Annotated in this window: 17 protein-coding genes and 1 tRNA gene; 16 read left to right on the top strand and 2 right to left on the bottom strand. The window is 59.3% G+C overall.

Translation table 11 applies throughout. The features are described from left to right. Positions 1-6 precede the first annotated feature (6 nt). From murD to HEQ61_RS03205, 15 genes are all read left to right on the top strand, one after another. Positions 7-1,410 carry a UDP-N-acetylmuramoyl-L-alanine--D-glutamate ligase gene (gene murD, locus HEQ61_RS03135; protein WP_168019694.1) on the top strand — a complete coding sequence of 468 codons (1,404 nt, stop codon included), beginning with the start codon at positions 7-9 and terminating at the stop codon, positions 1,408-1,410. Then, positions 1,407-2,546, top strand: coding sequence for an FtsW/RodA/SpoVE family cell cycle protein (locus tag HEQ61_RS03140; protein WP_168019696.1), 1,140 nt, complete (start codon positions 1,407-1,409; stop codon positions 2,544-2,546). Before murD ends, HEQ61_RS03140 begins: the two co-directional genes overlap by 4 nt. After that, positions 2,543-3,661, top strand: coding sequence for an undecaprenyldiphospho-muramoylpentapeptide beta-N-acetylglucosaminyltransferase (gene murG, locus HEQ61_RS03145; RefSeq protein ID WP_168019698.1), 1,119 nt, complete (start codon positions 2,543-2,545; stop codon positions 3,659-3,661). The genes HEQ61_RS03140 and murG overlap by 4 nt, the downstream gene beginning before the upstream one ends. 2 nt (positions 3,662-3,663) lie before the next feature. Beyond that, the gene (murC, locus tag HEQ61_RS03150) at positions 3,664-5,094 is read left to right on the top strand and encodes a UDP-N-acetylmuramate--L-alanine ligase (RefSeq protein WP_168019700.1); all 1,431 of its coding nucleotides are present in this window, start codon (positions 3,664-3,666) and stop codon (positions 5,092-5,094) included. Positions 5,095-5,114: 20 nt separating this feature from the next. Further along, a complete protein-coding gene (murB, locus tag HEQ61_RS03155; protein WP_415877247.1) occupies positions 5,115-6,068 on the top strand; it encodes a UDP-N-acetylmuramate dehydrogenase in 954 nt (317 codons plus the stop codon). Beyond that, a complete protein-coding gene (locus tag HEQ61_RS03160) occupies positions 6,065-7,057 on the top strand; it encodes a D-alanine--D-alanine ligase (protein ID WP_168019703.1) in 993 nt (330 codons plus the stop codon). Before murB ends, HEQ61_RS03160 begins: the two co-directional genes overlap by 4 nt. Continuing rightward, positions 7,045-7,926, top strand: coding sequence for a cell division protein FtsQ/DivIB (locus HEQ61_RS03165; RefSeq protein WP_168019705.1), 882 nt, complete (start codon positions 7,045-7,047; stop codon positions 7,924-7,926). The genes HEQ61_RS03160 and HEQ61_RS03165 overlap by 13 nt, the downstream gene beginning before the upstream one ends. Positions 7,927-7,982: 56 nt before the next feature. Next, the gene (ftsA, locus tag HEQ61_RS03170) at positions 7,983-9,260 is read left to right on the top strand and encodes a cell division protein FtsA (protein ID WP_168019707.1); all 1,278 of its coding nucleotides are present in this window, start codon (positions 7,983-7,985) and stop codon (positions 9,258-9,260) included. Positions 9,261-9,439: 179 nt separating this feature from the next. After that, positions 9,440-11,050, top strand: coding sequence for a cell division protein FtsZ (gene ftsZ, locus HEQ61_RS03175; protein WP_168019709.1), 1,611 nt, complete (start codon positions 9,440-9,442; stop codon positions 11,048-11,050). A gap of 351 nt (positions 11,051-11,401) precedes the next feature. Further along, positions 11,402-12,418, top strand: a complete 1,017-nt coding sequence (gene lpxC, locus HEQ61_RS03180; RefSeq protein ID WP_245183098.1) for a UDP-3-O-acyl-N-acetylglucosamine deacetylase — start codon at positions 11,402-11,404, stop codon at positions 12,416-12,418. A 134-nt stretch (positions 12,419-12,552) separates the two neighbouring features. Next, the gene (locus tag HEQ61_RS03185) at positions 12,553-13,971 is read left to right on the top strand and encodes a S41 family peptidase (RefSeq protein ID WP_168019710.1); all 1,419 of its coding nucleotides are present in this window, start codon (positions 12,553-12,555) and stop codon (positions 13,969-13,971) included. A gap of 122 nt (positions 13,972-14,093) precedes the next feature. After that, the gene (locus HEQ61_RS03190; protein WP_168019711.1) at positions 14,094-14,948 is read left to right on the top strand and encodes an outer membrane protein assembly factor BamD; all 855 of its coding nucleotides are present in this window, start codon (positions 14,094-14,096) and stop codon (positions 14,946-14,948) included. Between the two features lie 47 nt (positions 14,949-14,995). Next, entirely contained in the window at positions 14,996-16,669 is a 1,674-nt protein-coding gene (gene recN, locus HEQ61_RS03195; RefSeq protein ID WP_168019712.1) for a DNA repair protein RecN, read from the top strand. 14 nt (positions 16,670-16,683) lie between these two features. After that, entirely contained in the window at positions 16,684-18,786 is a 2,103-nt protein-coding gene (gene ligA, locus HEQ61_RS03200; RefSeq protein ID WP_168019713.1) for an NAD-dependent DNA ligase LigA, read from the top strand. 99 nt (positions 18,787-18,885) lie between these two features. Beyond that, the gene (locus HEQ61_RS03205) at positions 18,886-19,623 is read left to right on the top strand and encodes a DUF599 domain-containing protein (protein WP_168019714.1); all 738 of its coding nucleotides are present in this window, start codon (positions 18,886-18,888) and stop codon (positions 19,621-19,623) included. A 50-nt stretch (positions 19,624-19,673) separates the two neighbouring features. Here HEQ61_RS03205 and HEQ61_RS03210 read toward each other — a convergent pair whose 3' ends face one another. Then, positions 19,674-19,952, bottom strand: a complete 279-nt coding sequence (locus HEQ61_RS03210; protein WP_168019715.1) for a hypothetical protein — start codon at positions 19,950-19,952, stop codon at positions 19,674-19,676. Positions 19,953-20,738: 786 nt separating this feature from the next. After that, positions 20,739-20,815 (bottom strand) — tRNA-Met (locus tag HEQ61_RS03215). Between the two features lie 158 nt (positions 20,816-20,973). Here HEQ61_RS03215 and HEQ61_RS03220 point away from each other — a divergent pair. After that, on the top strand, positions 20,974-22,185 hold the full coding sequence (locus HEQ61_RS03220) for an O-antigen ligase family protein (protein ID WP_168019716.1): 1,212 nt from the start codon (positions 20,974-20,976) through the stop codon (positions 22,183-22,185). The last annotated feature ends 15 nt before the right edge of the window (positions 22,186-22,200 follow it).

Below are 22,200 nucleotides of genomic sequence, written 5' to 3' on the forward strand. Positions count from 1 at the left end.
CGGCGAATGCACCCAGCGCTGCATTACCTGAAAAGTCGCGTCGCCACCCTGGGACTGGGCAAGTCCGGGCTGTCAGCGGCGCGTGCTCTACAGGCTGTCGGAGCAACGGTGCTGGCGTGGGATGACAACCCCGAATCCCGCAACAAGGCCGCACGCATGGGGATTTCCATTGCCGAGCCATCAGAGAAAAACTGGGTTGGCCTGAAATCCGTTATCTGGAGTCCGGGTATCCCGAGTACCCTGCCCTCTCCCCACCCGACAGCACTGCTGGCACGCCGGATGGGTATTCCCCTGGTATGCGACGTTGATCTTTTGTGCGAGGCACGGACAGACGCCTTTGTCATTGCCATCACCGGCACAAACGGAAAATCCACAACCACGGCCCTGATTGGTCATATCCTGGAACAGGCCGGGCTTCCCGTTGCTGTTGGTGGCAACATCGGGGTTCCAGCCATGGACCTGCCAGAGATGGACTGGCGGGGAACCTACGTCCTGGAACTGTCAAGCTATCAGTTGGAGCTGATGCCTCACCTGAAGGCAAACGTGGCCGTATGGCTGAATATCAGCCCTGATCATCTGGATCGCCATGGCAACATGGATGGTTACGTCCGCGCCAAGACAAGGGTCTTTGCCGATCAGCCTGCCCATGCCACCAGCATTATCGGCGTTGATGATCCCGACAGCGCCCGTATGTACGAAACAGTATCACGGCACGCCCTGCACAAGGTCATTCCCGTACGCACAGGACGGGCAGTCGCCAGCGGTATCTTTGTTGCCGACGGCATCCTGTTCGATGCCAGTGAAGGCACGCCCGTTGAAATCTGTGACCTGCGTCCGCTGAAGCGCCTGCCGGGGATCCACAACGGACAGAATATTGCCTGCGCTTTTGCCGCAGCCAGGGCACGGGGTGTTGCCGTCCCCGTTATCATAGAAGCGCTACGCACCTTCCCCGGCCTTCCACACAGGCTGGAACTGGTCGAGGACATAGAGGGCGTACCCTTCATCAATGACAGCAAGGCAACCAATGCCGAAGCCACAGCCCGCGCCCTGGCCTGCTACGACCGGGTCCTGTGGATCGCCGGCGGGCAGGCAAAAGAAGGCGGCATCCAGGCCCTGCGCCCGCTGTTTCCACGCATTCGCCATGCCTTTCTGATTGGAGAGGCGCAAGACCTGTTTGCACAGGAGCTGGGGCAGGATGTGCCTTGGACCAAGTGCTCTGACCTGCAGAACGCGGTTGAACGTGCAGACGAAATTGCCGACCACGGCGATGTGGTCCTGCTCTCCCCGGCCTGCGCATCCTTTGACCAGTTCCGGAACTTCGAGCACCGGGGCGAAGTCTTCCGCCGGATTGTTCAGGAACTGGCCGAAGAAGAGTCCGAGGACGTACCCGAAGGAGAAGAGGCAACATGACCCTTCTTCAGTTCACCCGTACCGACACATCGATTATCGGCCGTTGGTGGTGGACCGTGGACAGGGTTTTGTTAACGGTTACACTGCTGCTGGTCATCATCGGGGCTATCCTGCTGATGGCAGCCGGACCCGCTGCTGCGGGGCGCATCCATGCCGAGCCGTTCCACTTTGTCCGGCGCCAGTTTGTCTTTCTTCCCTTGGCTGTGGGCCTTATGTTTGCGGTGTCGCTGCTTTCGCCACGCTGGATCCGTCGTGTGGCCTTGGCGGGCTTCCTGGCATCGGTGACCCTGATGATTGTGGCACCATTCAGCGGGGTGGAAATCAAGGGCGCAACACGCTGGATCCATCTGGGTGGCCTGTCGATCCAGCCGTCCGAGTTTCTCAAGCCAACCTTTGCCATCGTTGCCGGGTGGATGTTTGCCGAAGGCCGAACGTCCGAAGCGTTTCCCGGGTTCCGGATTGCCAGTGCCCTGTTTCTTGTTGTTGTCGGCCTGCTGCTGATCCAGCCTGATTTCGGGCAAGCGATGGTTGTCACCGCCATGTGGAGCACACAGTTCTTCCTGGCCGGGCTGTCCTTGTTCTGGGTTTTCCTGCTGGTTGCGGTCAGTCTTGGCGGGGCGGCAGGGGCCTATTTGATCTTCCCGCACGTGCAAAGCCGCGTTGACCGGTTCCTGAATCCGGACGGCGGGGATACCTACCAGATCGAGAAAGCGCTTCAGGCATTTCGCAACGGCGGTATTTTTGGCCGTGGCCCCGGAGAAGGACGGGTCAAGGAGCAGCTTCCGGATTCCCATACAGACTTTATCTTTGCTGTTGCCGGGGAAGAATTCGGGGTTCTGTTGTGCCTGCTGATCGTGGGGCTGTTCGCGGTTCTTGTCCTGCGGGCCATGAGCCGAACCCTGCAGGGCAACAGCCTCTTTGTCCTGATTTCTGTTGGTGGACTGGCCGTTCAGTTCGGTCTTCAGGCCATTATCAACATGGCTTCCAGCCTGCATATGATGCCGACAAAAGGGATGACCATGCCTTTTGTGTCCTACGGGGGGTCATCCATGCTGGGACTGGCACTGGGGATGGGCATGATCCTGGCCCTGACCCGGCGCCATCTTGTGCTTGGCCCGGGGGGGACGCTGCCATGAATGGACAGGTGACTCCCCGTGGATGCATTGTGCTTGCGGCCGGGGGAACAGGCGGACACGTGTTCCCGGCCGAGGCGCTGGCCACAGAACTGTCAAAGCGGGGTTGGTCCCTGAGCTTGATCACCGACCAACGCGGACGCGCCTATGGGGGAACTCTGGGGCAGGTCGAAACATTTGGGGTGTCATCGGCGCAGGTTCTGGGACAAAGCCCCCTGGCCCGCATCGCCGCCCTTGCGGCGCTGCTGCGTGGAACCTGGCAAGCCCGGCGCATCCTGCAGCAAATACGCCCCAAGGCCGTTGTCGGGTTTGGCGGCTATGCATCAGTTCCGGCCATAGCTGCAGGCATACAGCTGGGTATCCCGGTTCTGATCCACGAGCAGAATGCCGTTCTGGGGCGTGCCAACCGCCTTTTTGCAAAACGGGTTCAGGCTGTTGCCACTGTTTATGACGCGATCCGCTTCCTGCCGCCACAGGTTCCGGCGATCCGTGTTGGTATGCCGGTCCGGAGTGGCATACAGGATATTGCAGGAACCCCTTACATACCACCGGGCCCCGATGGCCCCGTTGAACTTCTGGTCTTGGGCGGCAGCCAGGGCGCCCGCATCCTGACCGACGTCGTTCCCGCAGCCCTTGCCGCCTTGCCCGACGCCATACGCACACGCATTACCGTCAGCCATCAGGCAAGACCGGAAGATCTGGAGCGTGCCCGTCATGACTATGACCGTGCCGGAGTCCCCGCAACGGTCAACGCCTTCTTCGACGATGTACCCGAACGTCTGGCACGTGCGCACCTGCTGATCGCACGCGCCGGGGCATCAACCGTTGCCGAGGTAACCGTCGCCGGCCGGCCTTCTGTTCTGATCCCCTATGGCGCGGCAGCCGATGATCACCAAACGGCAAATGCACGGGCTGTAGAAGTCGCCGGTGGCGCGACTGTCATACCTCAGGATTCCTTTATACCCTCGACCCTGACCCATACCCTTGTGCATCTTCTGTCCGCCCCCGAGCATCTGGCTGCCATGGCACGGCACGCCGGCGCGTGGTCCATACCGGATGCGGCTGTCCGCTTGGGCGATGCGGTCGAGAACCTTGCCTGTACCCCGGAGACTGCCTGACCATGCGTGCGATTCCCCTTGATATTGGCCCCCTTCACTTCACCGGCATCGGCGGCATCGGTATGTCCGGTATTGCCGAGATCATGCATAACTTGGGATACGCCGTTCAGGGATCGGATGTTGCCGAGAATGCAAACGTCCAAAGACTGCGGGCGATGAATATCCCGATTTCCATCGGTCATGATGCCGCAAATCTGGGGAACGCAAAGGTTGTTGTCGTCTCTTCGGCGATCCAGGCTGCCAATCCGGAAGTCGAAGCCGCACGCACACGCCATCTTCCAATCGTACGCCGCGCTGAAATGCTGGCCGAACTGATGCGCCTGAAGTGGGCCATTGCTGTCGGCGGCACGCACGGCAAGACCACAACCACCAGCCTGATTGCCGCTTTGCTGGATACAGCCGCCATGGATCCAACCGTGATCAACGGCGGTATTATCAATGTCTGGGGCACGAATGCCCGCCTGGGCACGGGTGACTGGATGGTTGTAGAGGCTGATGAATCTGATGGCACCTTTACCAAGCTGCCAGCCACGATTTGCGTGGTGACCAACATCGACCCCGAGCATATGGACCACTATGGCCGTTTCGAACGGCTTCAGGACGCGTTCCACACCTTTGTCACCAACATCCCGTTCTATGGCTTTGCCGCCCTGTGCATTGATCACCCGGAAGTGCAGACCCTGATCGCCCGGGTGGCAGACCGGCGCATTGTCACCTATGGCTTCAGCCCGCAGGCAGAGATACAGGGGATCAACGTTGAGGGCGGTGTCAACGGGGCCCGCTTCGATGCCGTGGTGCGAAATGGTGATCCGCACACATCCCGTACGATCGAGAATATCCGCCTTCCCATGTTCGGGGATCACAATGTGCAAAATGCCCTGGCAACTGTTGCCGTCGGAGTGCGCATGGGGCTGACGGATGACGTCATCCGCCGGGCCTTGGCTGCATTTGGTGGTGTCAAACGCCGGTTTACGCGTACAGGCGAAAGTGACGGGGTCACCGTCATCGATGACTACGGCCACCATCCGGTGGAAATTTCTGCCGTCCTGAAAGCCGCCCGCCAGGCAACACGTGGACGCGTGATTGCTGTGGTGCAGCCGCATCGTTATTCACGTCTGAGAGACTTGTTCGAAGGATTCTGCACCTGTTTCAACGAAGCGGAGGAAGTCATTGTCGCCGACGTCTATGCGGCCGGAGAAGCACCCATCGAAGGCTTTGACCGCATGGCTCTGGTCAACGGCCTGCGCGATCATGGACACCGCAGCGTCCATGCCCTTGAGGGACCAGAACATCTGGCATCGCTGGTCAAGTCCCTGACCGCACCGGGTGATCTTGTTGTATGCCTTGGGGCCGGCAATATCACAGCATGGGCACAGACCCTGCCCCGTGAACTTGATGCCCTGTCAACCTCGGCCGGAAAAGTAACAGCCTGATGACGGAAAGCGCACGAACCATGACCCGAACAGCCGGAACGCATCTGCTGGAGCGCCTGCGCCCCCTGATGGACGGGGTTCGCGGACAGCTGCGTGCCGATTACGATCTGTCGCGGGTTACATGGTTCCAGGTCGGTGGCTTGGCCGATATTGTTTTCAAGCCAGAGAATGATACGGATCTGGCGCATTTCCTGTCTGCGCTGCCGGATGATGTTCCCGTAACCGTTATCGGTGTCGGCTCCAACCTTCTTGTACGGGACGGCGGCATTCCGGGGGTCACCATCCGGTTGGGACGGGGATTTTCTGCTGTCGTATCCAGCGAGGGGCACATCCTGAAGGCTGGCGCGGCAGCCTTGGATATTCATGTTGCCCGCTTTGCGGCTGTACAGGGTTTGTCCGGTCTGGAATTCCTGAGCGGCATCCCCGGAACTCTTGGCGGTGCCCTGCGCATGAATGCCGGGGCCTATGGATGCGAAATGGCCGATATTCTGCTGTCCGCCACCGCCATCGACCGCAGCGGGCACTACCACACCCTGGACCGGGAGGCTATGGGACTGTCCTATCGCCACTGCGCAGTTCCGGATAGCTGGATCTTTACCCATGCCACCCTCCGGGGAACACCGGGCTCCAGCTACGCCATCCAGTCACGGATGGACGAGATCGCCCAGTCCCGCGAAGACACACAGCCAGTCCGGACCCGAACCGGCGGCTCCACATTTGCCAACCCGGACGGCCACAAGGCATGGGAATTGATTGATCGCGCCGGCTGCCGTGGCTTGCGCCATGGTGGGGCGCAGGTCTCGGAGAAACACTGCAATTTCCTGATCAATACCGGCAGTGCCACGGCACGTGATCTCGAAGAACTGGGGGAAGTTGTCCGGCATAAGGTCTGGGCCCGGTTCGGGGTGGAACTGCGTTGGGAAATTCGTCGTATCGGAGTCGAAAAACGGACGCCTGCCGGAGACAGATCATGAACCTGGACTTCACCAGCACAACAGCCACGCAACCTGCCAATGCCGCAGCTGTCGAAGAAGTTGCACGGCTGCGCGCAAACCGGCGCCACAGGAAGGTAACCGTCCTGATGGGGGGATTCTCCGCAGAGCGGGAGGTTTCTCTCAGCTCGGGAGCTGCCGCTGTCAGGGCCCTGGAAAGTATTGGTTATGCCGTACAGGCGGTGGATGTCTCACGCAATGTCGGGGCCTTGCTGCATCATCTGGAACAAACCAGCCCGGATGTTGTGTTCAATGCCCTGCATGGACGTTACGGAGAGGATGGCTGCATCCAGGGCATGCTGAATGTTCTTGGCATCCCCTACACCCATTCGGGTCTGATGGCCAGTGCCCTGGCCATGGACAAACCGATGGCAAAGAAACTGTGTGCCAGTGCCGGCATCGCCGTTGCACGGGAAAAGATTGTCACGCGGGAGGACTTGATCGCGGGTGACCCCATTCCGGTTCCCTATGTTGTCAAACCACACAACGAAGGCTCATCGGTCGGTGTCGCAATCATCACCGACACCAAAAGTCCCCGGCCTTTTGCCACCCACTGGCCTTATGGCGAACGCGTCATGGCAGAAGAGTTCATCCCCGGGCGTGAACTGACAACAGCCGTCATGGGGCACCATGCCTTGGGGGTTACAGAAATCACAACCAGCCACAGTTTCTATGACTACGATGCCAAGTACGCGGCGGGTGGATCCGCGCATACCCTGCCTGCCGACCTGCCTGCCGATATATATGCCGAGGTGCAGCGGCTGGCTGTCGTGGCCCATCATGTCCTGGGATGCCGGGGCGTATCGCGCGCAGATTTCAGGTATGATGGAAAACGGCTGGTGATTCTGGAGGTCAATACCCAACCCGGTATGACACCCACATCACTGGTGCCAGAGCAGGCTGCCCTGTCCGGGATTTCGTTTCCCGACCTTTGCACCTGGATGGTGGAGAATGCGCAATGCGACACATGACCATGGCCGTTCCCTTTCTGGTCTCCCTACCCGGTACCCGGGCCCGGAAATGGCTGGCAGCAGGTACGATGACCACGGCCTTGGTCATGGCAGCCTGGATGTCTGGTGCCATCGCATGGACGCAGAACATGTTGCGCGATGTAACGCTGGACGGCCTGATGGATATAAGCGCAGACGCCGGCATAAAGCTGCGCCAGATTACCGTAACCGGACGGGGGAGCACAGACCCGGATGATCTGCTCGGTGCCGTGGACCTGCCACGGGGTGCGCCGCTTCTGGAGCTGGATCCGGCAACCGTCCGGACACGGCTTGAACAGTTGCCATGGGTCCGGCTGGCGACTGTTGAACGGCACCTGCCCGATGAACTCCACATCACGTTGGTGGAAAAAACACCCATTGCCCTGTGGCAGAACGGAAGTGATTTCCGAATGGTCGATGCGGACGGCAGCGTCATCGGTCCCATGTTGCCGGAATACAGCCACCTGCCCTTGATCGCGGGTCGGGGTGCGCCCGATGCTGTCAGCGACCTGTTAACCCTGTTATCCGCAGAACCCGATATCATGCAACGTGTCCGGGCCGCTGTCCGGGTTGGATCCCGGCGCTGGGATTTGTGGATTGATGCTGTCGGCGAGGGAGGCACAGAAGTCAAGCTGCCTGAATTTAATACCGGCACGGCCCTGTCGCGACTGGCCGCCATGGACCGTGAGCAGAAACTTCTGGAGCGTGGGCTGGAAATGATCGACCTGCGTGTTGTGGACCGTATGATCGTGCGTGCCGCACCGACCACGCAGACACGCAGCACACCTCCGGGCAAGGGGCGTACCCAGCCCCCTGCACTGCCTGCAACCGGTCCGGCACGGAATGCCTGACGTTACTGAAACAAAAAACAAATACATAACAGAGTGCACGGAGACTACAGTATATAATGGCAAGAAACCGCCAACGTAATGATCCTGTTACTGCTCTTGACGTGGGCACGACAAAAGTTGCCTGCTTTGTTGCAACAGCGGATGAAAATGGTGACCTGCGGGTACTGGGCGTGGGGCATCATCGGTCACGCGGTATGCGCAACGGACAGGTTGCGGATATGGCCCAGCTGGAAGAATCTGTCCGCGCTGCGGTTGATGCAGCTGAACAAACAGCCGGCGTCCGCGTTGGGGATGTTTGCATCAATGTCACTGGCGGAGGCCTGCACTGCCGTAACGTGGATGCAGAGGTCTCTGTTGCCGGTCACGCCATCCGCGACAACGATGTGCGCCGCATCCTGGAACAGGGACACCAGTTCCTTTTGGCCGAAGGTGGCGACCGGGAGCTGATCCACTGCATCCCGACGGGTTACACCATTGACGGGACCGACGGCATTGTTGATCCACGCGGCATGTATGGCGATCGCTTGGGCGTGCGCATTCACATGGTTGCTGCGGGTGGCGGTGCCCTGCGTAACCTGGCCAATGTCATTGATCGTTGTCATCTGCGCATTGAAAGCCGCACGGCAAGTGCCCATGCCTCTGCTGTGGCCTGCACCGTGGATGACGAAAAAGAAATGGGCGTAACCGTCATCGACATGGGCGGCGGGACAACAAGCATCTCTGTATTTCTGGATGGACACCCTGTCTTTGCCGATGTCGTACCGGTTGGCGGGCATCATGTCACCAATGACATCGCTCGTGGCCTGTCAACACCAGCCGGAATGGCAGAGCGCCTGAAAACCGTCTGGGGCACAGTTCACAGCGCACCGGCCGATGCGCGGGAACTGCTGAAGGTTCCGCAAGTCGGCGAGGACGAAGATGCAGGTGCGCAGGAAATTCCGCGCTCCGAACTTGTCCGTATCATCAGACCCCGTATCGAGGAAACATTTGAGCTGGTCCGCGCACGGCTGTCCACGGCAGGAATGCTGCATGCCGCAGGCCGGCGTGTCGTGCTGACAGGTGGCGCAAGCCAGTTGCAGGGACTGCGTGAAATGGCCGAGCTGGTGCTTGACAAACAGGTGCGACTTGGACGGCCGCGACGGATCCGTGGGGTCCCCGAGAACGCTCTTGGTCCCGCATTTTCTACCTGCGCAGGACTGCTGCGTTACGCCATACGCGACCAGGCATTCCGGACCGCACCCGCCGATGCCGACATGGCCGGATTGGTGGAAAGAAATGCGCGCCCCAGTCGCGGGATTGGTCGTGTCTTTGGATGGCTGAAAGAAAATCTTTAGGAAAAAGCGCCGGGCCTCTTCCAACGTGGCTCAGGATTATGTACCAAGGAATGTCAAGATACGTAAAACAGAAACCTGACATAATGTAGCGGGATCAAGAACGGTATCAGTACCGCATCCGCACTTTCGTCAAAGGCACTGAACAGAAGCAGAAGCGATCAAGCCCGGAGGCCCACGATATGATAAACCTCACTGTTCCACAACAGGGTGAGCCCCTGCTCAAACCCCACATCACAGTTGTTGGTGTTGGTGGTGCCGGTGGTAACGCGGTCAACAACATGATTGCAGACAATTTGCAAGGCGTTGACTTTGTCGTTTCCAATACGGACGCACAGGCCCTGACCATGGCGCGGACCAACCGCCGCATTCAGTTGGGGGCAACCACCACCCAGGGACTGGGGGCCGGTGCACGTCCGGAAGTCGGGCGGGCGGCCGCCGAAGAGACAGTCGAGCAAATCGCTGCAGAAATCCAGGGATCGAACATGGTGTTCATCACCGCCGGTATGGGCGGTGGAACCGGAACCGGTGCTGCACCCGTCATTGCCAGGGTAGCCCGCGAGATGGGCATTCTGACCGTTGGTGTCGTAACCAAGCCGTTCCAGTTCGAAGGCGCCAACCGCATGCGTCTTGCCGAAAGCGGTATCGAAGATCTGTCCCAGTACGTTGACACCCTGATCATCATTCCGAACCAGAACCTGTTCCGGGTTGCCAACGAAAAAACCACCTTTGCCGATGCCTTCAAGATGGCGGACAACGTCCTTCACCAAGGCGTACGCTCCATCACCGACCTGATGATCCTGCCCGGCCTGATCAACCTTGACTTTGCCGACGTACGCACCGTCATGAGCGACATGGGGCGTGCCATGATGGGAACCGGCGAAGCCACAGGGGAACGGCGCGCACTGGACGCCGCCGAGGCCGCCATTGCCAATCCCCTGCTGGAAGATACCTGCATGAAGGGGGCACGGGGTGTTCTGATCAACATCACAACCGGCATGGACGTGACCCTGTTCGAGGTCGATGAAGCAGCAAACCGCATCCGTGATGAAGTGGAAGGTGAAGCGCATATCATCTTCGGCTCGTGCTTTGACCCAAGCATGGAAGGCACCATGCGCGTCTCCGTTGTTGCGACAGGCATCAACAGCGAGGCCGCCTGCCTGCCCCAGACCACGCCGATGCGCCCGGCAGTCCAGCAACAACCGCAGCCCCAGACGGTTCAGGTTGTACAGCCTCCCCGTGTTCCGGAACCTGCGCCTGTTCATGCCCCACCTGCCTTTGCTGCACCGGCTCATGCCAACCCTGCCGCGGCTCAATCACCAATACCGGTCCCGGTGCAGGCGACGCAGACGACAGCACAGCCTTCATATCAGGCCATGCCCGCACAGGTTTCTGTCAGCGCAACAGCCCAGATGCCACCAAGAAGAGAGGCCGACAGCTTTATTCCTGCGCAGTCTGCAAGCCATGACCCCTTGGCCTATCAGATGCCGCAGCAGCATGGCTATGCCTCCGGCGCTACGGCTCATGCCCAAGCTACGGCAGTAGCTCCGGCTGCGGCAGTGGAACCCGTTCTGTATGCCGAAGAGCGTACAGCCCCGGCCAGCGCACCACGCAACAACCTGTTTGCCCGGCTCAGCCGCTTGGCACACCGGGATGAAATGGCCCCGACCGAAGCCCATGTCGAGGCTCACCCGGCGGCGGTTGCCCCTGTAGCAGCGCAGGCCATGCCGGTAACCCGGCGCGAGGAGGATGAGCTGGAAATTCCGGCGTTCCTGCGTCGCCAGGCCAACTAGTGGCTTTTGTGCTGGATTGCTTCACCCACAAAAGGTCCGGTGCATGATACCGTTTGCCTGATGTGGCAGAAACGTGCCAACCTGACAGGGAGAGCTTCGGCTCTCCCCTTTTTTTTCATATATTGACAATGCGTTATGGAGTATCAGATTGCACGCTTGAGAAGAATAATATGCCCCTTGCAATCAGGGCATATCGCCCGGTATGAAACATTTCGCAACAATCATTGATTTGCTCTGTTGTCTCCGGGTTGCTAAGCCTTTACCGGTTGAAAAGTTTGATGGCCCGCCGCTATAGGCCGGGTGTGTTTTGTAGTGTTGTTCAGATTGTGCCCTGTGGATTGGATTGTACCAATGATGTTTGATGGTCTGGCTGATGCATCTGTTGCCTCCCATGCGGTTGACACCAAGCGGGTGTCCCGTCGTGCCGGAGGGCAAAGGACCGTCTCGTCATCATCCTTGTTGCGGCAGAGAACACTCAAAAGCACCATATCCTGCACAGGTATTGGGCTGCACAGCGGCATCAAGACCCGCATAACGCTGGCACCTGCTGCCCCGGACACAGGCATTGTTTTCCGCCGCACGGATATCGCGGGCAGCGCGGCCATAATCCCTGCGAACAGCGATCATGTCCGGGATTCCCGCCTGTGCACAGTTATCGGTGACAATGCAGGCAATACCGTGGCAACGATTGAACATCTGATGGCCGCACTGGTCGCCATGCAGGTAGACAACGTGGAAATCCAGATCAATGGCCCGGAAGTACCGGCCATGGATGGCAGCGCCGCACCTTTTGTCTTCCTGACAGAATGTGCCGGGATCGTGGAGCAGGATGCCCCTCGCCGGGCCATACGGGTTCTCAAGCCCGTAAACGTCAGCGCACATGGGGCCGAAGCATCCCTGCACCCAGGGCGAGGCTTCAGCATAGACTTTACTGTTGATTTCCCTGCAGCTGCCATCGGTCGTCAGTCCTGTTCGCTGGACGTAACCAAAACGTCTTTCAAGGCTGCCCTGTCGCGCGCCCGTACGTTCTGCCTGATCGAAGATCTGCCGAAAATGCGTGATATGGGGCTTGCACTGGGGGGGTCCCTGGACAACGCCGTTGTGGTCAACGGGGCCGATGTCCTGAATGACGGCGGTCTGCGTTACGGCAACGAGTTCGCCCGTCACAAGGCCCTTGATGCCATAGGCGACCTGGCTCTTGCCGGACGGCCCTTGCTTGGTCATTACAGCGGCCTGAAGTCCAGCCATGCACTGAACACTGGCTTGGTCAAAGCTCTTCTGGCGGATCCTTCAGCATGGGAAGAGATTACCATGACAGAAGAAGACCTTACGCCCAACCGCGCCCCACTCTTCGCCGCCTCGGCCTGATATCATCTTTACGGTTGTTACCTGTGAAAAAAAACACGGCTCTTCTGGGACCGTGTTTTTTTTGTGCTGGCGCCCACGGTCAAGTTCTTCCAGAATTCCAGGCAGGCCAAAAGCCAAGGAAACCAGAAAAGACCATGCCGAGGATTATTCCAGTACTGTGCGTCCTTGCCGTACTTCTTCTTGTCCCGGTCTGGACAGAACAACAGGTGCGTGCCGCAGCTCCGGTATCACTGAACGGGATCTGGAAAGCCAGCAACCGGCCCGATGTCCTGTGGGTGGAGGCACCCTATTACACGATCTATCAGATGACCGGCCCCACGACCCTGATCCGCAAGCGGGGCATGGTTGATGACTTGCGCCGCGATGCTTCCGTTATTTCACGGCAGGGCGCCGATGAACTGATGATCACCAAGGGGGGTGATCTGGTTCCCGTACGTTACCAGCTGGCTGACGATGATACCGTGCGCCGTATCAAGGAGCGATCGGTGATGGAGCCAGCACGGGGGACAACCCTGACCCCTGATCTCAATACCATGGTCTTTCTGATGCTCTTGGCCAACGCCAACCGTTCCGAGGAAAGCCCCAACCTGAAAGAACAGGCAGCAGCCATTCTGGAAAACCTGCCCACAGCCAGCATACATGGCTCGGAACTCTTTACCCGCCTGTGCACAGCCTTGATTGAAAGCGGCGACGACCTGGGCACCATGGTCCGCCCTGACGGAGCACTCTGCGAGGCTGCCCCGGCATCGGCGGGCACCATGCTGAGCCTGTGGAAACAAGCGGGGGGTGCATCCGGCGATACAAGCGATGCAACCAGTCTGGAAGCCTTGCGCGGGGCGTTTATTGCCCATATGAACCGCACCATGCTGGGCGGGAAAGCCGTATTCAGTGCCCGGGGACGCATTGTCCGGGGAAAACTGGACGATGGATCGGCCTGGCTTGGGGTTCTCGACCTGGAAGGTTTGTCCGAGGAATCAGGGGCCGTCACAAACACGCAGGCCCTGATCAACGCCTTGAGCGAAGCCCTTGATGACCTGAAAACAGCACCAAGACTGGTCCTGGACCTGCGCTTCTCCACCGGCGGCGGCCTGGCGACGGGACTGGAACTGGCCAGCCGCTTCACAGATGCCACGCGCGTTGCGTTTCTGGTTGCCCCGGCAAGTCCGCAGGCCGGTCTGACCGATGCAGAGGAAATTTACGTAACACCCAGCCTGCGCAGCAGCTGGTCCGCGCCCGTCGCCGTCCTGATCAGCGACCTGACAGCAGGAGCCGCTGAAGCCGCTGTTCTGGCCATGCATGATGTTCCCGGGATTATCCTCGTCGGGGACAATACACGTGGCGAGCTGGCCGAATCCCATGACTGGGTTCTTCCCAACAACTGGCGCGGCACCCTCAGCGCAACCCGCTTCCTGGCCAGCGACGGCACAGCCTATCAAAGGACCGGCATTCCCCCTGCCGTCAGAACATCGCCGGGCAGCGCCGATACCTTCCTTGATGACTTGGTAGCCGATATCAACCTGGCGATAACACAAATCCCGGCCCTGCCCCGCTAAACAAACGGGTTGGTTGCGAACGTCGTGTTTCTTCGTCATGGCACAGAGTATCTCTTGCCCCGCAGCCGGACCTGCGTGATATAGTCTGCCGACCTTCAAGACAGGGTGAACCGGATTATACCATGCTTCTGCTGCCCAACCCGCAGACACTCCGTTATCTTCTCCGCCACATGGCCACCATCTCTGTGGTCGCGCTGCTTGCCGCCTGCGCCGGAGACAAGGACCAGGAATACGTGGAACGCCCGGTCGGCGAGCTTTATGGCAAGGCGATCGAGGAACTGAACGACCGCAACTACGTTGAAGCCGCCCGGGCTTTTGACGAGGTGGAGCGTCAGCACCCGTATTCGACGTGGGCTACAAAAGCCCAGCTGATGTCAGCCTATGCCTATTACGAAGACGCAAAGTACGATGATGCCATCATTGCCTTGGACCGCTTCATCCAGCTGCATCCCGGCAACGTCGATACGCCATACGCCTATTACCTGAAGTCCCTGTGCTATTACGAGCAGATCAGCGATGTCGGTCGTGACCAGAAAATGACCGATATGGCCCGTTCTGCCCTGGAAGACGTCATCAACCGTTTTCCCGGCACATCCTATGCCCGGGATGCCCGCCTGAAACTGGATCTGACCCTGGATCACCTGGCCGGCAAGGAAATGGAGGTCGGGCGCTGGTATCTGCGGCATCAGAAATACCTGGCCGCCATAAACCGCTTTCTGGTCGTCATCAACCAGTATGATCGCACATCCCATGCCCCGGAAGCCCTGTACCGCCTGACCGAATCCTATACGGTCCTTGGTCTGAAGGATGAAGCCAAAAAGACAGCGGCTGTGCTGGGGCACAACTACCCGGGCAGTGACTGGTATGACGACGCCTATGACTTGGTCGAGCGTGGCGAGACAAATCCCGAGGCCAACAACGCAGCCCTCGACGAAGGCGGTGAAGGCTGGTGGGACAGCATTACCGACATCTTCTGAGAACGGCGGGTTCTGTCTCCGTATGAACACAAGGATAGCATCCTCTCATGCTTGTACGGCTGTCCATTCGTGACGTTGTTCTGATCGAACGTCTTGACCTGACGTTCGGAGCTGGCCTTGGCGTGCTGACCGGTGAAACCGGGGCTGGCAAGTCGATCCTGCTGGACAGCCTGGGGCTGGCTCTGGGGGAACGGGGTGACAGCGCGTTGGTCCGCAATGGAAGCGATCAGCTGTCGGTTACGGCGGCGTTCGACCTTCCGGCTGCCCACCCGGCCCTGCTGCTGGCCCGTGAACAGGGACTGGACAGCCCGGACGGCGAGGAACTGGTCCTGCGTCGCACCGTGTCGCGGGATGGTCGGTCACGGGCCTTTGTCAATGACCAGTCCGCCAGCATCGGCCTGTTGCGCCAGCTCGGGCGGGCTCTGACGGAAATACACGGCCAATTCGATGCCCATGGCCTTCTGGATCCATCAACCCACCGGGGTGCACTTGATGAATGGGCGGGCACAGGCCAGGCCCGCCAGATATGCCAGCAGGCATGGCAAAGCTGGAACACAGCCCGCACCAACCGCCGCCGGATACAGGAAGGGCTGGACGCCGCCCGACGGGAAGAGGACATCCTGCGCCACCACGCGGAGGAACTGGCGGCTGTTGCCCCCAAAGCCGATGAAGAAAACAGCTTGGCCGAACAACGACAGTTGTTGATGAACCGCGAGAAACTGGCTGAAGGTCTGGAAACAGCCTTGCGGTCCCTTGCGGCGGGTGGAAGCGGGGTTGATGCCCTCTTGCGGTCTGTCTCACGGCAACTGGAACGCCTGACCCCCATGGCCGGGGAGGTCTTTCACCCCGTTATCGAATGCCTGGACCGGGCCGCTCTCGAAACGACGGAAGCCCACGCCACGCTTGAGCGGATCAGCAGCGCCCTGGATCTGGATCCCGGACAGCTGGAATATCTGGAAGACAGGCTGTTCACACTGCGCAGCCTGGCACGCAAGCACCATTGCCGGGTTGATGACCTGCCTGCTGTCCTGGAATCCCTGCATCAGAAGTTACGCGCCTTGGATGACGGGGGGGCTGATGTGGCGCAATGGGAGGCTGAAGAACGGCGTGCACGCGAGGCGTACCAGCATGCCGCACAAACCCTGTCGAACGTGCGTACCAAGGCCGCCGGACAGCTGGACAAGAAGGTTGCAGCAGAACTCCCCCCGCTGAAACTGGATCGTGCGCGCTTTGTGACGCGGGTTGAGGAACTGCCCGAAAACCGCTGGGGACCGGATGGAACGGATCTTGTCACCTTTGAAGTGGCGACCAATCCAGGGGCAACTCCTGGCCCGATCGGGCGCATTGCCTCCGGGGGGGAACTGTCGCGCTTCATGCTGGCCCTGAAGGTTGTTCTGGCCCGTTCGTCCACCATCCCCACGCTTGTGTTTGACGAGGTGGATACCGGTATCGGTGGCGCCACCGCAGCCGCTGTAGGGGAACGACTGGCCCGGCTGGCCGCGGATGTCCAAGTTCTGGTTGTCACCCATTCCCCCCAGGTCGCCGCACGGGGAACCCACCACTGGCGTGTGGTCAAGACAGTCCGGGGCGGAAAGACAACAACCGGGGTCGAACCTCTTGACGAAACAGCACGGCGCGAGGAAATTGCCCGCATGTTGGCTGGCGAAACCGTGACCGAACAGGCACGTGCCGCCGCCGACAGCCTGATGCATTCCATCTGATCCGGACCGTGTGGATGAAAGAAATTGCTGCCCTTTCCCGACAGGAAGCTGTCGCGGAGATCGAAGCCCTGTCGGTCGAACTGCGACGACACGACACCCTGTATCACCGCGATGACGCCCCGGTTATCAGTGATGCGGATTATGACGCCCTGAAACGGCGCCTTCTGGCTTTGGAAGAACAGTTTCCCGATCTACGCCGTCCCGACAGCCCGTCGCTGCGGGTCGGGGCTCCGGCTGCAACCGGCTTCGGCAAGGTGCGGCACAAAGTCCCCATGCTGTCTCTCGACAATGCTTTTGATGCAGAGGAAACCGCCGAGTTCGTAGCCCGGGCCCGCCGCTTCCTGTCCCTGCCTGAAGACACCATCCTGGATATCCTGGCCGAGCCCAAGATCGATGGGCTGAGTTTTTCTGCGCGTTACGAAGATGGTGTTTTCGTTCGTGCCGCAACCCGCGGCGACGGACAGGAAGGGGAAGACATCACAGCCAACCTTGCAACCATTGCCGACCTGCCGGCACGGCTGAATACATCCACCCCGCCCCGCATTCTTGAGGTCAGGGGCGAGGTGTACATGCGCCGCGATGATTTTGCGGCCCTCAACAGCAGGCATAGTGCACATGGTGGCAAGGTCTTTGCCAATCCCCGCAATGCGGCCGCCGGGTCCCTGCGTCAGCTGGATGCCAAGATCACGGCATCGCGCCCGCTACGCCTGTTCTGCTATGCGTGGGGTGAGCTTGACGGCTTCACGCCGGAAACCCACAAGGGCTGGCTGGACCAGCTTCAGGCCTGGGGGCTGCCTGTCAATCCGGAACATCAGTTGTGCCGGACACTGGAAGATGTAGAACGCTTCGCAGCCGATATCTACGCACGGCGGGCCGATCTTCCCTATGACATCGACGGGCTGGTGCTGAAAGTCAACGACATAGCACTACAGAAACGGCTGGGCTTTGTTGCCCGTGCACCCCGGTGGGCCATTGCCCGCAAGTTTCCTTCGGAACAGGCGCAGACACGGCTGCGGTCCATTGAAATACAGGTCGGACGGACCGGGGTTCTGACTCCGGTTGCTCATCTGGAGCCTGTCACGGTTGGCGGCGTGGTTGTCAGCCGGGCGACCCTGCACAACGAAGACGAAATCCGCCGGCTGGATGTACGCGTCGGCGACTTGGTCACCCTGCAGAGAGCTGGCGACGTGATTCCCCAGATCCTTGGGGTTATAACCGGGCAACGCCCCGCAGACAGTACCGCTTTTGTGTTTCCCCATACATGCCCGGAATGCGGAGCCACCGCCACCCGCGAAGACGGCGCCGTCGCCTGGCGCTGTACGGGCGGCCTGACTTGCCCGACCCAGGCAACCGAGCGTCTGAAACACTTTGTTTCCCGCAATGCCTTTGATATCGAGGGACTGGGCGGGAAACACATCGAGGCGTTCTTTGCCGATGCCCTGATCCGCACACCGCAGGACATTTTCACCCTGGAAGCACGCGACAGGGCAAGTCTGTCCAAACTGAAGAACCGCAACGGCTGGGGCCCGGCCAGTGCCGAGAAGCTGTTTGATTCCATCAATGCTCGCCGCACCATTACCCTGGACCGTTTCCTGTTTGCCCTTGGCATCCCACAGGTTGGACAGGCCACCGCCCGCCTTCTGGCCCGTCATTACGGATCTTTGGGCAATCTGCTGGATACCCTGGACGCAATCCCCGTACCGGATGAGGAAGCCCGCCTCAGCGAGGCATGGCTCACCCTGACCGGTATTGAAACCATTGGTCCAGCCGTTGCGCAGGAACTTCTGGCTTTTGCGCGGGAACTCCACAATCGCGATGTGCTGCGGGCCCTGCAGGCTGAAATTACCATTCTGCCTGTCGAGGAACCGGATACAACCCACTCCGCGATTGCCGGCAAGACCATTGTGTTCACAGGAACCCTGACCCGGATGGGACGGGCTGAAGCCAAGGCCAAGGCCTTGGCACTGGGGGCAAAGGTCGCAGGATCGGTGTCAGCAAAGACCGATCTGGTTGTTGCCGGGCCGGGTGCGGGATCAAAACTGAAGCAGGCCGAGGCGCTGGGGGTCACCGTCATGGACGAGGACAGCTTTTTTGACCTTGTTTCCAACATGACCTGATGCCACACAGACGATCGTTTCCCTGCTCTCTGGCCCGGGCAACGGAAACCTGCCACAATTCACCTGCTTTCCCTGTCCCTGCTTGCGGATTATGCCCTGATGAACGCCTCGCCCCTCCCCTGGATGACTCTGGCCGACTGGCTTGGCTTGGCCAGCTTCTTTGCCTTGTGGACAGGTTATACAATCTTTGCCGATATCAGCCCGGCACGGCATCGATCGATTGCAACCCTGATGGCCAGCAGGCGGCGGGCCTGGTTCAGGGAAGCCACGCGACGGGATTTGCGCATTGTTGATGCCAATATTCTGGGCAACCTGCTGCAGGGCGTCAGTTTCTTCTCCTCCACCACAATCTTTGTCATCGGGGGCTTGATGGCCATGCTGGGAGTTACGGAAACCGTGGCCCATGCCATCGGGCGCCTTCCGTTTGCCGAAAATGGGAGCATCGATGCCCTGGAAAGCAAAATCTGCTTTCTTCTCGCCATTTTTGTATACGCATTTTTCAAGTTCAGCTGGGCATTCCGGCTTGCCAACTACTGCTCCATTACGGTAGGCGCACTGGGCCCGGCAGCGGATGCCGACAGTGAACGCTCCCGCTGTATTGCAGAAACAGCTGCGGTCCTGTCCTCGCGCTCGGGGCATCACTTCAACCGTGGCCTGCGAGCCTACTTTTTCGCACTGGGGGCGTTGGGGTGGCTGGTCAACCCTTTTCTTCTGACGGCTGTAACAGCCGGGGTTGTCGTAACCCTGTACCGTCGGGAGTTTCACTCCCTGGCCCTGCAATCCCTGTCGCACCTGAACGCGATCGATCCGGCACCTCCGACAAGGCCCGGCCAGTAATCACACCACGGCCCCGGGGTGAGCCATATTCCCGCCCCGGAACGCGTACATCAATGACGGGAAGAACGGTGTCCGCCACGCACCTTTGCTTCGGCCACAGCACGGTGGCGCAGGGCGGCAGCAGCCAGAACAGCGATACACAGAGAAGCTCCAAAGACTGCCATAAATGATGCCATAGGCCCTGCCCCCGTCCTGAAGAATGACGATGGCTCTATAGTGGGGAGACCCGCACCGGGCCGCAAGGGAGCCGTAGGAACCATAGGCTCTTTTTTCCGGACGGGAATATTCATAAAGCCCTTGATTGTATCTACAGATACAAGAAACCCCATGGATGCTGCTCAGAGCCCCGGCTTTCACAGATCTTGGGCACGGCACGCAAACAACATCGCACGCAGAGCTACCGGATACCCTTACCGCACCGGATTACCCCGAACGGCGAATCCACCCTGCCGGGCAACACGAGGGAGGAACCTCCTCTCCTGGAAAAAAGTCTTCCATGCGCTGTAGTTATCCAATCCCAATAATAAACGCCCACACTCCCCCCAAAGCCAGGGCGATGAAAGACGCAAAACCGGAGCCGATTGCCCAACGTCTGCAAGAATCACCACGCTCAGAGGATTCACACGTGTAAGCTGATTGTGAAAAATAGCAAAGAAATCCACGGAGTAGTGAAAGAGTGAACCCAGCAGAAAAACAAATCAGGGATCCGGAGTATAGTCTGAGCGTAGCCCCACTCTTGAAGGTAACAAGCGCAGCAATCGCCGCCAAATTCCCTGCAATTAGTCCATGAATAATCGTTACACCATAGTGGGCTGTGGACTGACAGCGGCCAGCGCAATTCGCTCTTGCTTATCGTACACGCCGCTCATCTGTTAGCGCCCCCCCCTGAACATACAAAGAAAATACCTATATTAGGGATAATGGAAAAAGAATAAACAATCTTTGACAATCATTGACATCGGACAGGAATGTGCAAATTCCTGATAAAGATAAGTATGTTATGTTGATATAATGGAGCGAACCGATGCTCTTCACTACTCAAACAGTAGTTTGCCCTTATTTCGCAATAAAAAAGACCCCAGCACATCATAATATGTGAAGAGGTCTTCTGCATTTGGTAGCGGAGGAGGGATTTGAACCCCCGACCCCAGGATTATGATTCCCGTGCTCTAACCAGCTGAGCTACTCCGCCATCGCGCTGGGAGCGCTGTGTTTATCTGTTCTCCCATTTTGTGTCAAGCTGGATCTTCAACAATATATTCACCATCACACAATCACGGATCATGGACAAATGGCGACCAAAACAGCATGGTTCGGTCACCTTGTTGTTTGTACCGGATCCTTGCCACAATGCCTGCCCGCTGCCTTCTGCTGATACCACTGGCCCCCGTCATAGGATTCATTGCCCCGAAAGGCCTGTGGATCCTGGTGATGCTGACGGCCCTGTGGGGACTGTGGCACGTTCGCCCCTCGATGAGGGACCTGTGGTCCTACAACCCCTGGCTCTGGTCCCTGTTCCTTGTCGGGCTGGCACTGTCCCCCCTGTCCCTGATACCGGGCCACAGCGCTGTCGTCGCCCTGCGTCTCTTGCTGCTGACCCTGTGCGGTTCTGTGATCGCCATGGCCATGATGAGACTGGACACGCACCAGCGCGGCACACTCGCCCTGGTAACATTAGGCATCGCAACAGGGATTGGCGCCCTGGCCCTTCTGGATATGCAGACAGCCGGTATGCTGAGCATCCCGTGGCGCAAAACAATCACGATCAAGGCCTTGACCCAGGGCAGTCCCTACAGCCGTGGGGCAGCCTTTCTGGCACTGCTTCTGTTCCCCTGCGCCTTTGCCGGCTGGCAGGGGGGATGGCGGCGTAGCAGCATCACAATCGCATTCCTCGCACTTGCTGTCCTCAGCCAACACTCCAGTGAAACAGCCATCGGGGCCGTCCTTCTGGGTGGAACCGCAGCAGCAGTGATCCGCGTTCTGCCTGCCTTGTGGCGGTTGGTACCTGTGGCTCTGGCAACCGGCCTGCTGCTGATGCCTCTTCTGGCCCCGTCCCAGAATAGCCCGGCCTATTGCTTCTTTGTCGAACGGGCGCCATCCATGGCCCACCGCATGATGATCTGGACCTTCACAACCGGGAAAATCCAGGAACAGCCGCTGATCGGGTATGGCCTGGAGGCAGAGCGCGTCATCGAAGGGGGTAATGACACCATAGCCATGACCCGGTGCCATAATGGGACAACACTGGGCTATCTTGAAGCCATGCCACTGCACCCGCACAACGGCCCGCTTCATATCTGGTTTGACCTGGGCCTTGTCGGGGCCATCCTCGCGGCGGCGGCTCTTTTCTTTGCCCTGCGCCGTATCCCTCCCGGAACGCCACGGGTAGCCACCACAGGCGGAGCCGTTATAGCCTTTGTCATTGCATCGCTGGGCTATGGGCTTTGGCAAACGTGGTTTGTGTGCGCCTTGTGGATTGCCCTGCTGTTCCTGACCCCCTTGCCACAGGAAAACAGCATGGCCCCAAAAGATGGAGACCTTGATACAGCTGCAGCATCATGAGACCCTTTCGGGAAG

Origin of the sequence: Haematospirillum sp. H4485, assembly GCF_012102745.1 — a bacterium.
Classification (GTDB): Bacteria; Pseudomonadota; Alphaproteobacteria; order Rhodospirillales; family Rhodospirillaceae; genus Haematospirillum.

What these genes read in the sequence shown, in the direction of transcription:
- ligA (WP_168019713.1), top strand. Translation starts at nt 16,684, where the DNA reads ATGAAAGAAATTGCTGCCCTTTCCCGACAGGAAGCTGTCGCGGAGATC.
- HEQ61_RS03160 (WP_168019703.1), top strand. Translation starts at nt 6,065, where the DNA reads ATGAACCTGGACTTCACCAGCACAACAGCCACGCAACCTGCCAATGCC.
- murG (WP_168019698.1), top strand. Translation starts at nt 2,543, where the DNA reads ATGAATGGACAGGTGACTCCCCGTGGATGCATTGTGCTTGCGGCCGGG.
- murC (WP_168019700.1), top strand. Translation starts at nt 3,664, where the DNA reads ATGCGTGCGATTCCCCTTGATATTGGCCCCCTTCACTTCACCGGCATC.
- ftsZ (WP_168019709.1), top strand. Translation starts at nt 9,440, where the DNA reads ATGATAAACCTCACTGTTCCACAACAGGGTGAGCCCCTGCTCAAACCC.
- murD (WP_168019694.1), top strand. Translation starts at nt 7, where the DNA reads ATGCACCCAGCGCTGCATTACCTGAAAAGTCGCGTCGCCACCCTGGGA.
- murB (WP_415877247.1), top strand. Translation starts at nt 5,115, where the DNA reads ATGACCCGAACAGCCGGAACGCATCTGCTGGAGCGCCTGCGCCCCCTG.
- HEQ61_RS03140 (WP_168019696.1), top strand. Translation starts at nt 1,407, where the DNA reads ATGACCCTTCTTCAGTTCACCCGTACCGACACATCGATTATCGGCCGT.
- lpxC (WP_245183098.1), top strand. Translation starts at nt 11,402, where the DNA reads ATGATGTTTGATGGTCTGGCTGATGCATCTGTTGCCTCCCATGCGGTT.
- HEQ61_RS03190 (WP_168019711.1), top strand. Translation starts at nt 14,094, where the DNA reads ATGCTTCTGCTGCCCAACCCGCAGACACTCCGTTATCTTCTCCGCCAC.
- HEQ61_RS03220 (WP_168019716.1), top strand. Translation starts at nt 20,974, where the DNA reads ATGCCTGCCCGCTGCCTTCTGCTGATACCACTGGCCCCCGTCATAGGA.
- ftsA (WP_168019707.1), top strand. Translation starts at nt 7,983, where the DNA reads ATGGCAAGAAACCGCCAACGTAATGATCCTGTTACTGCTCTTGACGTG.
- HEQ61_RS03185 (WP_168019710.1), top strand. Translation starts at nt 12,553, where the DNA reads ATGCCGAGGATTATTCCAGTACTGTGCGTCCTTGCCGTACTTCTTCTT.
- HEQ61_RS03210 (WP_168019715.1), bottom strand. Translation starts at nt 19,952, where the DNA reads ATGGGGTTTCTTGTATCTGTAGATACAATCAAGGGCTTTATGAATATT.
- HEQ61_RS03165 (WP_168019705.1), top strand. Translation starts at nt 7,045, where the DNA reads ATGCGACACATGACCATGGCCGTTCCCTTTCTGGTCTCCCTACCCGGT.
- recN (WP_168019712.1), top strand. Translation starts at nt 14,996, where the DNA reads ATGCTTGTACGGCTGTCCATTCGTGACGTTGTTCTGATCGAACGTCTT.
- HEQ61_RS03205 (WP_168019714.1), top strand. Translation starts at nt 18,886, where the DNA reads ATGAACGCCTCGCCCCTCCCCTGGATGACTCTGGCCGACTGGCTTGGC.